The sequence below is a fragment of the Lysinibacillus agricola genome, from assembly GCF_016638705.1.
Lineage (GTDB): Bacteria > Bacillota > Bacilli > Bacillales_A > Planococcaceae > Lysinibacillus > Lysinibacillus agricola.
In genome coordinates this window covers 2,739,413-2,753,437 of the sequence record NZ_CP067341.1, presented here as the reverse complement: position 1 = coordinate 2,753,437, position 14,025 = coordinate 2,739,413, and the positions used below count along the sequence as shown (strand labels likewise).

Below are 14,025 nucleotides of genomic sequence, written 5' to 3'. Positions count from 1 at the left end.
ATACGACAAAAACTAGTACAGGAATAGATAAAAGTAATCCTAATCTAAATCGTACATAGGCAAGAACTTTTAAATAACAGATACAAATAATATTTTTTGTATAGTGAAGTATCTTACATCAAAAAATTTTCTATAATAAATTATAATCTAACCTTAACCTCAGTACCGTCCTTAGCTTTGACATCTACTAGCACGAGCCCTTTATAATTTTTCAGTTCCTTAACCATAGGCTTTAGCGTTTCTTTGTCTATTAGTGGAAAGGTAAAGTCCAGTTTTTTTCTTTCGAAGTGCTCTTTTGTCCATTTGTTTGCATTTTGCTGAATAAATTTTGAAGACAAAATTGAAATAACAATGTTTAAAATAGCATATGGAATCGGGATGGTAAACCGAATGTCTTTTGCTTTCACTTTTACATGCATCATAAGCCAATCACTAATCAATGATGACCGAAACGGTATCCCCATTTGCCGATTTAATATCTACAATTTGGCCATCTAATTCGTTTTCGATTGCTTCTATTATAAGGTTTATGTCAATATCTTTAACGTATTTTTCTGATTGAGGAATACTCGCTGCGATGCTGTGTCCAGCCATTAATACAACCTTGACAAGCTTTAAAGGCAAATTGACCGTAACGTTATCATTTTCGGCTGATACAACACGAATTTTTAAAGTTTTATCTAAATATTTAGTCGGTTTTTCTAAAAGATTATCATCTGTTTCTGCTTTCTCTTTTAATACTTGAATCAGTTCGGATGCCTTATCTGCATCAATCTTACCTTCTTGAACCATTGTTAACACTCTTGAGATTTCCTCTTTCATGATATATTCCTCCTTATTCCTCTTTTAAAAGTTTAATGGCTTCTTCTGTTGTGATTTCGCCATTTTCCAACATAGTGACAATTTTTTTCTCGTCTACTTCATTTTTCTTCTTCTGTATATATCCAAGGGATGAAATGATGTCTGTTAGCTTGCCTCGAACTGTTGGATACGAAATCCCTAGTTCCTTTTCAACTTCTTTGATATTCCCTCTGCATGTTAAAAATACTTCCACAAAATGAAGCTGATCCTTTGATAAGGATGCCAGCTTAGATAATTCGAACTCATTTTCAATCGTCGTGTGACAATGAGAGCACTGCAACTTTGTAATTTTCAATGTTTTACTGCAGACAGGACAATTTGTGATTACTTTATAAGCCATAATGACATTCCTTTCTTTTAGTTGATTCGATTATACAACAAGAAATTAAAAATATAAATAACATATTTAATTTTTTCGATTCAAAAAATCAATAATGTTAATTTATCGCTTAATATTTTTTCTTAAGAAAGGGATTATGCTTGTTTTAGGTTTTAAAATTAAATAATTTTATTGTCTTATTACATATTTAATAACAAATAGAAAAACGCCATTTTGAAAAAAGATTGATCAAAATGGCGTTACTTTTATAACTAGGTATGGTTTTTTATAAAAAAGATTGATTATTTTAATACACCTTATTGAACTATAGCAACCGATAGCTTAAGTGTATTACTTCACAATTTTATCTTTTATTACAGGAATGCCGCCCAATTTGTACAAGAAAGAAGGTTCTTAACTCATTTAGTGATCTAAAGCAAATCGACTAATCCGTCTGGAACTAATTTTAATTTATTATTTGTAAAATCGCTAATTGGCTTCCAAAGCAATTTGAAGATTGCACCATTATCTTCTTGTCCGAAAAAAGAAGGTTTTTCATAAAAGGACTTTTCAACAAATTCAGCATCATATACAAAAACTACTTCGTGTCCAAGGTCACCGTTATATGTAAATATGTTTTCAATTGTACCTAAATAGTTTAAGTTATTTATATTTGCCCCGATTTCTTCAAGCACTTCTCTCTTTATTGCTTTAGAACTTGTCTCCCCATATTCAATTCCTCCACCAATTGGCCGATAGTAATGATCTCCCTTTGCTTCATCAAAGCCTTCAGAGACAAGTATCGAATCGCCTTTCCTAAATACACAAATAGCTATTGCTCGGATCTGTCCTTTCCTCATCCTATTCCTCCATTCTCTTCTTCAACAGCCCTCCATAAAGTCTGATCATTTCTTATTCCATAAAAGTCCCAATTAGCGACATAAGGATACTCTCGCCTTTTTAAATTCATTTGAGGTCTCCTTTAATGATTGCGTACATATATAAATCATCAAACTTTCCACAAGTATATTCATAATGCCTCAATAAGCCTTCTCTTTTAAACCCCTGATTTTCTACTAATTTTTGTGATGATAAATTCGCAGGATCAATTAGAGCCTCAATTCGTTCCAATTCAAAGTGTTTATAGCCATATTTAATAACAGCTTCTAAAGCTTCACCAGCTATTCCTTGTCCCCAATATTCTTTATTTAATTCAAACCCTATTTCAGCTCGATAATGTTTAGGGCGCATATTCAGAAAGCCACAACTACCTATAACAACACCAATATTTTTCTGTGTAATCCCCCACCTTATACCTGTACCTTCTTCCAATATAGATTTATACCATCTTATTTCGCTCAAGACGTCATTTGGTGATTCGTATGGTTCTAACCCCATATGTTTAACAACGTCTTTATCTGATAGGTATTTATACATATCGTTAGCATCCTCAGGTGTCACTTCTTTTAAAATTAACCTTTCTGTTTCTATGATTGGAAATTTATTCATTAGAAAGTCTCCCTCTATAAGTATTGGTTTTTTTATTATAGAATATCTCACTTACATTATATAGCTATTACACAGCTCGACAGCTTGCAAATAGTTTATTTCTCATCCGCTGAGGAATAACGTTTAGATAATCGTCAACTTTAATATTCGTGTTTTATTCGATTGATGAAGTGTTCAGCTGATAGAGAAATAGCATTTTCACTTCTTAAACACGAATATTTTGAAGGGTTTTATATAAAAAAGTTCGTTAATGGCATATATTCAATTTTGATGCGGCTTCTATCAGCACTTCCAAGTAAAATACTAGAAGCGAATTATTCCATAGCTCCATATTCAGTAGATCCCTAATTTTAAAATCAATATTAAAGACCTCATTTTGAAAAATTGATCAAAATGAGGTCTTTTTTCTCGTTGTACTAGTTTCATTCATCTCTTCTAGTTCTTCAATCTTCTATAAGTGATTCTTCCCTATTTGCAGATTTAAATTTGAACGCTGACGCAAGGATGATCAAAATACTTACTGCTCCAATCCAGACAAGGACAGATAAAGATGTGTTCCAAGTTAGTCCTTTCCCAAAGAAAAAGAGCTCTCGTAAACCTTCAATCATAAATCGCATTGGTAACCAGGAATAAACCCAATCGCGATAAAATGATGACATCATCTCAGGAGCCAGTGCAAGGAGTGGTCCACCAAAGAATAGCATTAAAGCAAAAATAGCTATTCCTTTAATTCCAAACCATGAAAAGAACTGCTGAGATTAATAAAAAGAAACTAAAGAAAGTAATCAATAAAAATAAGGCTGTATCCATAAACTCAGGAATATTGATTCCTACCATGAATTTTTAGATCGGAATAGAAGATTTATGAAAGCTGTATTAGGTCCAAATGGAGACTTATCTTTTCAAACAAAATTAAAAATTTTCATGTGGAAAACAATATTTGAAGGTACTGAAATCCCGATTAAACAAGAAAATTTACTTGTACCAGGAGAATACTTAGTTTCTTATATGGCTTCGGCACATATCGGTGTCGTTCAGCAACGGTTACTTAGTGACGGAAAAGAATCTCCACAAGAAATGGCTCGAATAATATCGACTATCACTCTAAATGGCCCGTTCATTGCTGCTGGCTTAAAAAAATAAAAAAGTAATGGGACACTGCCTATCTACTTTAGGCAATGTCCCATATTATTCTCTGTATTTAAAGGAAAGTACATTATATTGAAAACTTATATTTTTAATACTTTATAAGGTATCCCTTCTTGCCATTTCATCAAGCTCCAATGGCAAAAAAGCATAATCTCCGTCTTTCATAACTACACATTTACGAACTGCAATAGGATGTTTAAAAATGGGCCCATCTAATACTGTAGTATGGAATTCTCCACCTTCTCCGCAAGGGTCAATACCGCGAGCTTCAAGCTCCTTCACATATTCATGGGTTAACGTTCGCCCTAAATCATCCTCACGCATTCCCAGTGATAAATTAACAGTTACAATGATTGTAACAAATCCTAGGTTTATGAACTCTTCAACAGCATCGCGATGGTTCATTTCCCATAAAGGCATGCCTAGCTTTAACCCAGCATTCTTCGTAACCTTGTCATGCCAACAACCATGCTCTGGCATATCTAAGTCTCCCGTTACTAAAACTTCTGCACCTTGATTTTTGGCTTTTTCTAAAAGGCTCATAAATACTTTTTCATACTCTGCCCAGCTTGAAGCGGCAGTATATACAGGTAAACCTATAGATTTAGCTTGGGCACGTATGAGTTCCGGAGGCATTCCATGGGATCTGGAACGTTCCCCTTCTTCCTCCAGCATTACGATTAGTCCAATCGCCTCTCCAACCTTCATTGCTTTATAGAGAGCTAAGACACTATCCTTTCCTCCGCTAAAAGAAGCTATAAATTTATGCCCTTGAGCATTATTTTTCCAATCTATTAATTCTGCCATTCCTATCTTTCCCCTTTTATTGTAATGACTTTTCTAAGCTCCTCCTCAGAATAACATAAAAACTCATCTGCAATATTATTATTGCAAATGAGTCTATCAGAGGTAGCTTTCCTTTCAAGTATGGCTAGATTTAATTGTTTTGCTCAAGGCATTGATAAATCGCCATCATATCTCGTTTATTCAACTCACGAATACGATTGAAAATTGGAATGTCTGCAACAGCATCCGTTCGTAAGCTTTCAGCCACAACGTCACTTACTTTGCCAGTTAGCCAAGTTTGCACGTCTACACCATCGACAATTTCCTTACGTCCTTCATCATTGATGCCACTTGCAGAGCAACTTACACATGGTACTGATAATTTATAGACGCCATCATGGAGATTGTCTTCTGAAATGACTTTCTTCCCATTACAGAATGGACATTTATGACTTGCTTTAATTTTATTAATTTGTGTCACAATTTTTTTGTAGCCAAATGCTTCATAGACGTACGTTAGTTTTTTGTATTTTCCATTAGTGAAATACTTATCAATGATGGTTTCTCTCGTTTCGTCAATGTTGGAAAAATCACAAATTGTTATTAGATTTTGGCTGCTTATTGTTTCGATATTGTCTTTAATTTTGTCCCAGAATGGTAAAACATTATTTAGTACTATTTCATAATCGGCAAAGCTTGCTAATTCTAATTCCAGCATTTTTAACGATACTTGTGTTTCTCTAGGAAGTAAGGAGACATCTTCCGTAAGAGTCGTATCGCCTCCTACAATTGCTTTTAGTTTTTCAAGCTCCGGTAAGCTCCCTACAGTTTTTATGACCTGATCGATAGGTTGATGAATTATCTCGCGAATATCAGTGTTTCCAAACGTTAGTTTTTTCTTATGGTTTAGCACCGCTCCTTGACAGATTGGACAGGCAATCATTTCTTTTGATTCTTTCATTTGCTCTTTAATAATTGATTTCGAAATAACGATATAACGTCCAAGGATAAAATTAAAACCTTCCCATTTTTTTGAGGACTTAGTTGCTTTATCATAAAATGATTTTTCCCAATAACCATATAGGAATGTATGTCTTTCTTCTTCGGTCATCTCATTGTAGCTTTTACTAATATCTTGACCTAGTTCATTTTTGATCTCATCAAACAGGAATTGCAATTTCGGATATTGATAATATGTTAATACTTCCATCACGTCTGGATGTAATAAGCCATCCCAAAATGGCACTGTTTTGTCTTGTATGACTATATCGAAATCAAATTTTTCAATTTCCAGGCGGCCAGAACAACTTGGACAATGATTTTCTTGACTAAAGAAATCGAAGCTTCTTGTATCTTTATTCGTCGGATGCGCAGCCACGATATGGTTGATTAGGCCACCAATTTCATATAGAAAGCTATACTGACTATACAAATGTCTTTCCAAATCAATGGCGACGACTGGTGCGATTGTTGCAGATTCGTATTCACCATAAATTAAACGGGCCATTGATGATAAGCTTTTTAAGATACCGCCTTTATAGATGTTTTCTGCCTTTTTAAAATAGCTAATATGATTTTCTTCTAAGTAATGGATGCCATTTTTTGAAGCTAGTGTAGAAGATATATGCAATGGAGCATCACTGTTTGTACTGTTAAGTTGACTAAAATAATCATCATGACTGACAACATCAAGATGTCGAACAGGTTCCTGCTGTCGCTTACCAAAATCAACGATAAAATCAGAGCTTTCTAGCATATAGGCATTATGTTCAATCATCATAATAGAGACGGATTCATCTTGGAGAATGTCCCTCACACTATCAATGAATTGATTTAAAATGTTTTGTGATAAACCTTTTGAAGGCTCGTCAAAAATAAACAGCGTATGGGGGTTTCTTGCGTTCGAAAACAGCTCAGAAACTAAATGAACACATTGAAATTCACCTGTCGATAAGGATTGTGTTTTTCTCTCCAACGTCAAATAACCAAGCCCCAGCTTAATCAGTAAACTTAAGCGTTTATGAGCGATGTCTTCATTTGGAAGCTCCTCAATAATATCCTCAATTGAACGTTGGAAAATATCGTCAATTTCGTCACTATATCTAGTTATTTTCTTTTTGATATCAAGAAACGTTGCAACAGTTGATCGGCTAGTAATTGATTGGTTTCGGTCTTGTCCTACCATGACTAGTTTATCTTTTGGATATCGTTTTAGGAAATCTTTAGAAATACACTCATTGACTAGGGTCGATTTTCCACAGCCAGACTCACCTGTAACGGTTACAAGTCTATTTTTAGGAATCTGAATTTCAGCCACCTCAATATTACGACAGTAAAGATCATGAAATTGATAATATTCTGTAGGTTTTGCCTGATTTTGATCCCAATAAACAGGTTTTGGACGTGGTGATTCTTCGACAATTTTTCCGCCGTATTTACCACTACCGGGCCCAAAGAACAGTTGCTCATCCGCTGTATCTAGCACCGTATCAGAATGATCAATAAGCCAAATTTGGTTTTTATAGCCTAATTGTTTAATCTGTTCTAAAATTTTCAACAGTGTTTGGTGATCAAGACCAACAGAAATTTCATCAATAATAATCACGGTATTTTCACTGGCTGCCATAAATTCTGCCAAGTAAAGTCGTGTTAATTCTCCTCCAGACAAGGTACCCATAATTCGATTTAACGTTAAGTAACCTATATTCATATTAATAATATTTGTAAGAATACGTTGTCTTTCTTCGCTAATCGCAAGTTCCTCTGAAAGGGAATAAATCGCTTCTATACTTAAATTGTTTATATCGGAAATACTATGTGGTTGATTCCATAATTCTAGCTTATATTGCTCAACTTCCGGATTATAGCGCTTGCCCTCACATTTTTTACATTCGACATTTTTAGTCGTACCACGTCCTTTACAAGCAGGACACCAGCCTAATGCATTATTAAAGGAAAAAACCTCTGGCGAAAGATCAAACTTTTCTGCAAGCCTTTCACGAATCTCTTTAAAAACGCCTGTATGAGTACCAACCGTTGAACGTGGATTGGCAGAAATGGATGATTTCCCGAGAAAAAGTACTAAAGGCATATCTTCCATTTTGATAGCACTGAAATTCGTTTCCATAATATTGGGGAACAAATACTGATATTCAGCCTTTGGCAATAAAGAAACGAGACGCTTCTTGGATTCTTCACCAATTGTTTGACAAAAGGTTGTTTTACCCGATCCGGACAATCCAGCAATTCCTATAGATTGATCTTCCGGCAAGCCGACATCTAAACGATTTATATTGTTAGCAATTAATTGATTTATTTTCATCGGATATTCTCTCCATTCAATCTAGTACTGTCATGTTACCATAACTTCAAATTTAATTTGTTGAGATCACATTAAAAATGACGCTTTCCGTGTTCCGAAAAGCGTCCAATTGTTGAAGAACGGTTTATTTATATAAACGATAAAAATGAATTATAGTTCTGCTAACACTTTTTCAAGCTGATTACCATTGTTAATCCATGCATATTTAGCTCCCTCGATTGCTCCTTGACGAGCTTTCGTTGCCTCACTAAATCCAGATTGATCAAGATGTAGGTTAGTAGTGCCATCTTCCCCTTCTGTCAACGTCCACGTAACAGTAGTGATTTCTCCGGCACTTGCCCAAGTGTATGATAATGTATGAGGCTCTTCTACTTTAAGCACCTCGCAATTGACAATTCCATCCCACCATTCATTTGGCTCAGCTCGAAATTGGAATTTATGTCCTACGATTGGTTTAAAGTCATTTTTCCATATCCATTTTGCAAGAGTGTCTGAATCCGTTAATGCGTTCCAAACTTTCTCAATTGAACTTGTAAATTGATAATCTAAAGATACATCTGCTTTCATTTTTCTTCCTCCAATAAAAGATTTAATATAGCCATTCTTTCTTTCCAGAATCCTTCGTAATACGATACCCAATCTTGAATTTCCTTCAACGGACCGGCATTCAACCGATACCTCGTCTCTCTACCAACCCTTCGAGCAATTACGAGATCAGCATCTTTAAGAATAGCCAAATGCTTAGAAACTGCTGTCCGCCCCATTTGAAATTGAGACGTTAATTCGTGAAGAGGTAATTCTTCTGCATCTGCCAGTAAACGTATTAATTGACGTCTTGTTGGATCAGCAATCGCAGCATAAACATCACGCTCTAGATTTTTCTCGCTCAAAATCTCCTCTCCCTTATAAATAGGACACTAAATGGTGTCTTAATTATATGATACCATTTAGTGTCCAGTCAAATTTTATTTTTGACAAAATGGTATTCGTTTTATTCTTGTATTTATCAATTATATAGGAAGCATTCCACAACAAAAAAAGAGTGTTAAATACTTTTTACAATTTGACACTCTTTTGACTGATATATTTTTATGTGGAATAAGTTTTTTTTACTAAACGCCGTTGTTTAAGTCCAAGTAAATACTACGATCTCCCTTTAGGAATAGTAACTAAAAAGTGAACACCATTTTGGGTATTAATCATTAAATAGGTAATAGAAAGAGATTCAAATATTTGTTTTACAATATAAAGACCAAGTTCGCTCCTACCAGTATTTCGATTTCTCGATTCTATAAAATGGCTCAAATAATTGTTGTATTTCCTTGTCTTTAATGATGACAATTGTATTTGAATCTGATTTTCTTTTGGAAGCTCAGTCACCACTATAAGTATCGTTTCTCCGTGCGGTGAATACGTAATCGCATTATGAATGATGTTTTTAAATGCTTTTTCTAATAAATAACGATCAGTACGTAAATTCATGTTCGGAGAAATTTGTTTTATAAACTGTTTAATTAATTCTTGAATTTCTAAATCGTCTTCTATTACAAGAATATGATAGTTCATCGATATATCCCCCTCGAAGCACATTATAACCTTTCAATCTGTAGTTTATGTGAAAGATACCTCATATTCCCTTTGAAACCTCTACTAGCCTCTCATCCGTAAAACAAATATTCATTCTTTCATGGAATCGATAAATGCTGTCGACGCTATTTTTTATCTTTTCTCTAAATAGTTAGTACAATGTATGTATATATTATTACTCGATAATCGCATTGCGAAGATGGGGACCTTTACGACGTTGTTTTGGTAACATCATTGAGCGCATAATCGGCTTGATGTTGCTTTTAAATAGAGTTTGATTTAAAACACATCATATATCCGTATTTTTCGGTAAAATAGAAAAATCCATTTTGAAAAAAAGATCGAACAAAATGGATTTTTATCTAGCCGTTTGAAGTTAATGTTTTATAAAAAAGTCTAATGATATGTTACTTTCAATATTCAACAATCGCGCCCGATTGTTGAATATCATTTTTTAACTAAAGCCCCTGTAGCTATATTTATAAACCATCGCATAAAAGTTGAATAAATAATATGTAAACCAATGTGAGTTAAATATTTTTAATATCTTTATTTTTTATTTACAATTATTGTATAATTTAGAGGTGATTTGATAAATAAAATTACGGAGGAACTTATGAAAACTCACTATTATTTAGGATGGTTCAACAACTTTTTCCCAGAGAAGCTGGGCAAAGTGTTACAGAAAGATATTAGTAATAGAAAGTCGCTTGTTATGATTAGCTCGAATCCATCATTTTATGAAGAGGTTAGTGCTACTGAACGCTCGTGGTTCGATTATGCTAACATTCTGTTTGATGAATATCATTTAATTAATTATCTTGTCCAGAAGGAAGATGCCCAATTATTAATTCAAAATGCCTCTGTAATTTTCTTGCTGGGTGGAAATACTGTTAAACAAAATGAGTTTTTAATAGAATACGAATTGTCTGATGCAATAAAAAAAAGCAGAGCTGTTGTAATGGGCGCAAGCGCTGGTGCAATCAACATGTCCGCTAAATGGTTATGCTCTAAAAACTTTGGCTATAACGTTGAAGAAAGCTCTGTTTACGACGGAATCGGCCTTGATGATTTTTCCGTCCTGTCTCATTTTGATCTTGAAAATAATATGACAATGGTTCAAAATGAACTATCGGCCTTATCGGAAGAAATTAATATTTATGCATCCAACAAAGATTGCGCTGTACGTGTAAAGGGAGACAAAATTGACATTTTCGGCAATGTTTATTTAATTTCAAATTCCATAATGCAAAAATTAGAAGAGACGCTCTAGTTATGGTTTTCTAAACAATGTCATTTATTATCAGAGTGGAAAATAACACCTATTGATTGAACTGTACTTTTGGTACAGTTCATTTTTTGAATTTATAATTTCTTTCTAAGCAAGTCATACCACTTTTGAAGTTGATATAAAAAAAACACAATTCCTTTTCAAGAATTGCGCCCGATTACGGTATAACAAAAAATTTCACCTATTGTTGGTACTACAATAGTTTTCACTTATCCACGAACGCAACTTATCTGCATAGAAAGGACGTTCATCTGGTTCAGTGTAATAACCTTTTGTTAGGTATAGGTTATCGTTTTCATATCTTGGATAAACGTGAAGATGATAATGCCACACATCTTGATTTCCAGCAGGTTCATTATGTTGTCGAGTAGAAACTCCATCACAACCATATGTATTTTTCATCGCAAACGCTGTCAATTGAGCAGCACGATGAATTTCAGCAGCTACTTCTGCTGGAAGCTCATATATATTCTCGAAGTGTTCGTTAGGAACAACGAGAACATGCCCTATGTTATTAGGCCACCACTTGCTTGCGATAAACGCTGTTACATGTTTATTCTGATAAATAATGTCTCTTTGTTTCGTTCCCTTATTTGGTTTTTCTTTACCTGATACTACCCGACAAAATGGGCATTCGTACGCTTCGGGTTTATGTGAATATAATTTCATATCTCGTCACCACTCTCCTTTGTATTGAATAATGAAAACTCTGTTCCTTTTACTATCCTTTAAAACTAATATTAATCATCTCAAATATCCATTATTTCTACAATTAGTTATTCAAGAATATGGCCCTTTTCATGAAGAAAGACGCTTTCCTTATTTCAGAAAAGCGCCCGATTGTGGAAGATAATAAGCACATGTCTTCTTTAACTAACTTATCATTAGTTGAAGAAGCCTCATTCTATCCACTTAAATCCCCAATAGTTTTTTGGGGAAAATAATTATTTCGTCTATATAATTAAATATATGATTAGACTTTGTGATAATTCAATATCATGAGTTTTTCCTGTCTCGAGCTTTTCTCGATATAAGTAAATATGAGGGAATTTATTACTAATAGGGGTAGCACCATGTGTATTTTTAGTCAATTCCAATTAAGTAATTCAACCTAAAATTCTATTTTATATTTTTTGCAGCTGCGTAATCACCATAGTAGTAAGTTCTATCTAAATCATCATATTTAGGAGTAGCAATTATTGTATACCCACCATTTTCATCGACTTCAAACAAAGCTACATTATTATATTCCCATCCCACATAATGATCTGGATTTGAATCATCTACTAACATATCTATGTTGTATATCCCTTTTGTTAATATCCCACTTTTTTGAAAGTCCTCAATTAGATCTTTGGCCTTTGGAATAGGATGTTTATTTTTATTCATGTCAAATTCAAATTGAAAATTCACCACACCTACATACCTGCTATTATAATTTTCACGTCGGGGGTCACTTGGTATTAATGTAGGTAAAAGTCCAGTAGTATCGATCTTTTGAGTCTTTTTAAAATTATCAAGTAGCTCTTGAGAATTATTTATATTTAACCCAATGTTGTCATAAGGAAATATACGAATAGGACCATTTTCTTCTGGGACAGCTTTATTGGGATATTTTACTAACCCATGTTTTTTTATGATCTGTTTCATTACTTGAACTACTTCTGGATGTTGCTCAATATATGCGCCCTTGAATTGTTCGAGATAGATATCGTCACTATCATCTTCTAAAATTTTCAAAGTATCTCTTTCAATCATTAGGAACGATAAGTACGATATGGCTTTTTCATTTCTACATAAGTCTGATGGTCAATCCCATTAAGCCAATTATTATCTGTCCGAATAACAGAAAACTCACCTTGTATTCCATAGTTTGTTTTTAAATATTCTTGTATTGGTTGATTCAGATCATCTTTAGAGAAACATCCACTAAGAATTAGGATTGATGTACTTGCTAAGATGACTTGAATCAATCTTTTAATACTCTTCATTTTCCAAACTCCATTTCCTAAATTTTAATAATATTATAACATTTTCATTCAACTAAACTGCCACGTTGGCATAAGTACACTTCTTCACAATCTTAACGAAACAATTAATAAAGTCACTCCCTAATCTGGCCCTATTTATGAAGAAAGACGCATTCCTTATAATGATCTGCACCCCAAATGTTAGAGTCGTGTCTAACATTTGGGGTGCAGATCAATTACAGAAAAGCGCCCGATTGTTGAATAAACCTATACTCTTCTTTTATTCTTATACATCAGGATTTTCACTAGAGGCTTTCCACTCCAATTCATTTAACAGATTCAATGCTTTTTGAGTTGAGTCAATCAATGAGAAATCTTCTTTTGTTTTTCTTAATTTCAATGCTTCTAAAAAACATTCTTCGGCTTCATTTTGCCTCGCTAATTTCATAAGGCATTTATCTTTGTGTTGCTAGCCATACATGTGTATTTCTCCTTCTATTTATCAGAAACTTTTTTCGATTTCCAATCTAACCTTTTCAAATAGAAAAAGCACAATTCTTGCTGCAGAATTGCGCACGATTGTTAGGTTACTTCATAATAAAATTTACAATAATTCAAGTACGATTCCCACATAACAATCAAATCAATATTTAAAACAATAAAAATATAATAAAAAACAAAATAATTTATTGATAATCGATAAATATTATATTAAAATCATATAATCAGTGAGGTGCTTTAAATGAATGGTAAACTAGGTTCAACTTTTTTCTTAAAGGTTGTTGCTTTTCTTATTGGAATTGCGGTACTTGCCGTGTGTATATTTTTGTTGCCTGAAGCAGCCAGAAGAGATGCTCTAGTGCGTCCAGGAGATTACTCGATATATCCGTTGTTAATATGTGCGTATGGAGTATGCATTACGTTTTCTGTAGCTTTGTATCAAGCATATAAACTATTGAGTTATATCGATAGTAACAACGCTTTTTCCGAGTTATCCCTTAAATCCTTGAAGGTTATAAAAAAATGCGCTTTTACAATTATTTTCTTAATTTTATTAGTAATAGTTTACTTAAGGGTGTATGCCATGTTCACGGGTGATGACCCAGCAGGTCCAATCGCACTTGGACTAATAGGGATATTAGCAACAGCTATCATCGCTGCCATTATGGACGTACTTCAAAAGCCATTAAAAAATATCCTAGAAAAAAAGAAATAAAAATGTAGATGTTTA

14 protein-coding genes and 3 pseudogenes are annotated in these 14,025 nt (G+C 33.7%); 3 read left to right on the top strand and 14 right to left on the bottom strand.

All coding sequences use genetic code 11. The annotated features are described in order from the left end of the window. Positions 1 to 140 precede the first annotated feature (140 nt). The 6 genes and pseudogenes from FJQ98_RS13265 to FJQ98_RS13240 all read right to left on the bottom strand — a co-directional run. A complete protein-coding gene (locus FJQ98_RS13265; RefSeq protein ID WP_053596682.1) occupies positions 141 to 422 on the bottom strand; it encodes a hypothetical protein in 282 nt (93 codons plus the stop codon). Positions 423 to 432: 10 nt separating this feature from the next. Then, positions 433 to 822 (bottom strand): SHOCT-like domain-containing protein, encoded by a 390-nt coding sequence (locus FJQ98_RS13260; protein WP_053596655.1) that lies wholly within the window; start codon positions 820 to 822, stop codon positions 433 to 435. Positions 823 to 835: 13 nt separating this feature from the next. Beyond that, positions 836 to 1,201 (bottom strand): DUF2089 domain-containing protein, encoded by a 366-nt coding sequence (locus FJQ98_RS13255; protein WP_053596654.1) that lies wholly within the window; start codon positions 1,199 to 1,201, stop codon positions 836 to 838. Positions 1,202 to 1,611: 410 nt separating this feature from the next. Beyond that, a complete protein-coding gene (locus FJQ98_RS13250) occupies positions 1,612 to 2,040 on the bottom strand; it encodes an NUDIX hydrolase (protein ID WP_053596653.1) in 429 nt (142 codons plus the stop codon). A gap of 106 nt (positions 2,041 to 2,146) precedes the next feature. Then, complete coding sequence (locus tag FJQ98_RS13245) at positions 2,147 to 2,689, bottom strand: GNAT family N-acetyltransferase (protein ID WP_053596652.1); 543 nt, start codon at positions 2,687 to 2,689, stop codon at positions 2,147 to 2,149. 443 nt (positions 2,690 to 3,132) lie between these two features. Beyond that, positions 3,133 to 3,526, bottom strand: a pseudogene (locus FJQ98_RS13240) (ABC-2 transporter permease); the annotation flags it as partial. Here FJQ98_RS13240 and FJQ98_RS13235 point away from each other — a divergent pair. Then, a pseudogene (locus FJQ98_RS13235) lies at positions 3,512 to 3,832 on the top strand (TetR-like C-terminal domain-containing protein); the annotation flags it as partial. The pseudogenes FJQ98_RS13240 and FJQ98_RS13235 sit on opposite strands and share 15 nt — an antisense overlap. 102 nt (positions 3,833 to 3,934) lie before the next feature. On the opposite strand, the gene FJQ98_RS13230 reads toward FJQ98_RS13235, so the two are convergent. From FJQ98_RS13230 to FJQ98_RS13210, 5 genes are all read right to left on the bottom strand, one after another. Continuing rightward, positions 3,935 to 4,645, bottom strand: a complete 711-nt coding sequence (locus FJQ98_RS13230; protein ID WP_053596649.1) for a Dph6-related ATP pyrophosphatase — start codon at positions 4,643 to 4,645, stop codon at positions 3,935 to 3,937. A 130-nt stretch (positions 4,646 to 4,775) separates the two neighbouring features. Next, the gene (locus FJQ98_RS13225) at positions 4,776 to 7,946 is read right to left on the bottom strand and encodes an ATP-binding cassette domain-containing protein (protein ID WP_053596648.1); all 3,171 of its coding nucleotides are present in this window, start codon (positions 7,944 to 7,946) and stop codon (positions 4,776 to 4,778) included. Between the two features lie 150 nt (positions 7,947 to 8,096). Next, positions 8,097 to 8,513, bottom strand: a complete 417-nt coding sequence (locus tag FJQ98_RS13220; protein WP_053596647.1) for an SRPBCC family protein — start codon at positions 8,511 to 8,513, stop codon at positions 8,097 to 8,099. Continuing rightward, on the bottom strand, positions 8,510 to 8,836 hold the full coding sequence (locus FJQ98_RS13215; RefSeq protein WP_053596646.1) for an ArsR/SmtB family transcription factor: 327 nt from the start codon (positions 8,834 to 8,836) through the stop codon (positions 8,510 to 8,512). Before FJQ98_RS13215 ends, FJQ98_RS13220 begins: the two co-directional genes overlap by 4 nt. Before the next feature lie 253 nt (positions 8,837 to 9,089). Continuing rightward, positions 9,090 to 9,512, bottom strand: coding sequence for an ATP-binding protein (locus tag FJQ98_RS13210; RefSeq protein WP_053596645.1), 423 nt, complete (start codon positions 9,510 to 9,512; stop codon positions 9,090 to 9,092). Between the two features lie 637 nt (positions 9,513 to 10,149). Between FJQ98_RS13210 and FJQ98_RS13205 the strand changes: the two genes are divergently transcribed. After that, positions 10,150 to 10,806, top strand: a complete 657-nt coding sequence (locus FJQ98_RS13205; protein WP_198926932.1) for a Type 1 glutamine amidotransferase-like domain-containing protein — start codon at positions 10,150 to 10,152, stop codon at positions 10,804 to 10,806. A gap of 195 nt (positions 10,807 to 11,001) precedes the next feature. On the opposite strand, the gene FJQ98_RS13200 is transcribed toward FJQ98_RS13205, so the two are convergent. From FJQ98_RS13200 to FJQ98_RS13190, 3 genes and pseudogenes are all read right to left on the bottom strand, one after another. Further along, positions 11,002 to 11,493, bottom strand: coding sequence for an HIT family protein (locus FJQ98_RS13200; RefSeq protein WP_053596644.1), 492 nt, complete (start codon positions 11,491 to 11,493; stop codon positions 11,002 to 11,004). Between the two features lie 450 nt (positions 11,494 to 11,943). Further along, positions 11,944 to 12,815: pseudogene (locus tag FJQ98_RS13195) on the bottom strand (hypothetical protein). A gap of 265 nt (positions 12,816 to 13,080) precedes the next feature. After that, positions 13,081 to 13,242 (bottom strand): hypothetical protein, encoded by a 162-nt coding sequence (locus tag FJQ98_RS13190; protein ID WP_155242506.1) that lies wholly within the window; start codon positions 13,240 to 13,242, stop codon positions 13,081 to 13,083. Positions 13,243 to 13,536: 294 nt separating this feature from the next. Here FJQ98_RS13190 and FJQ98_RS13185 point away from each other — a divergent pair, with 294 nt between their 5' ends. Beyond that, a complete protein-coding gene (locus tag FJQ98_RS13185; RefSeq protein ID WP_053596643.1) occupies positions 13,537 to 14,010 on the top strand; it encodes a DUF2975 domain-containing protein in 474 nt (157 codons plus the stop codon). Positions 14,011 to 14,025 lie beyond the last annotated feature (15 nt).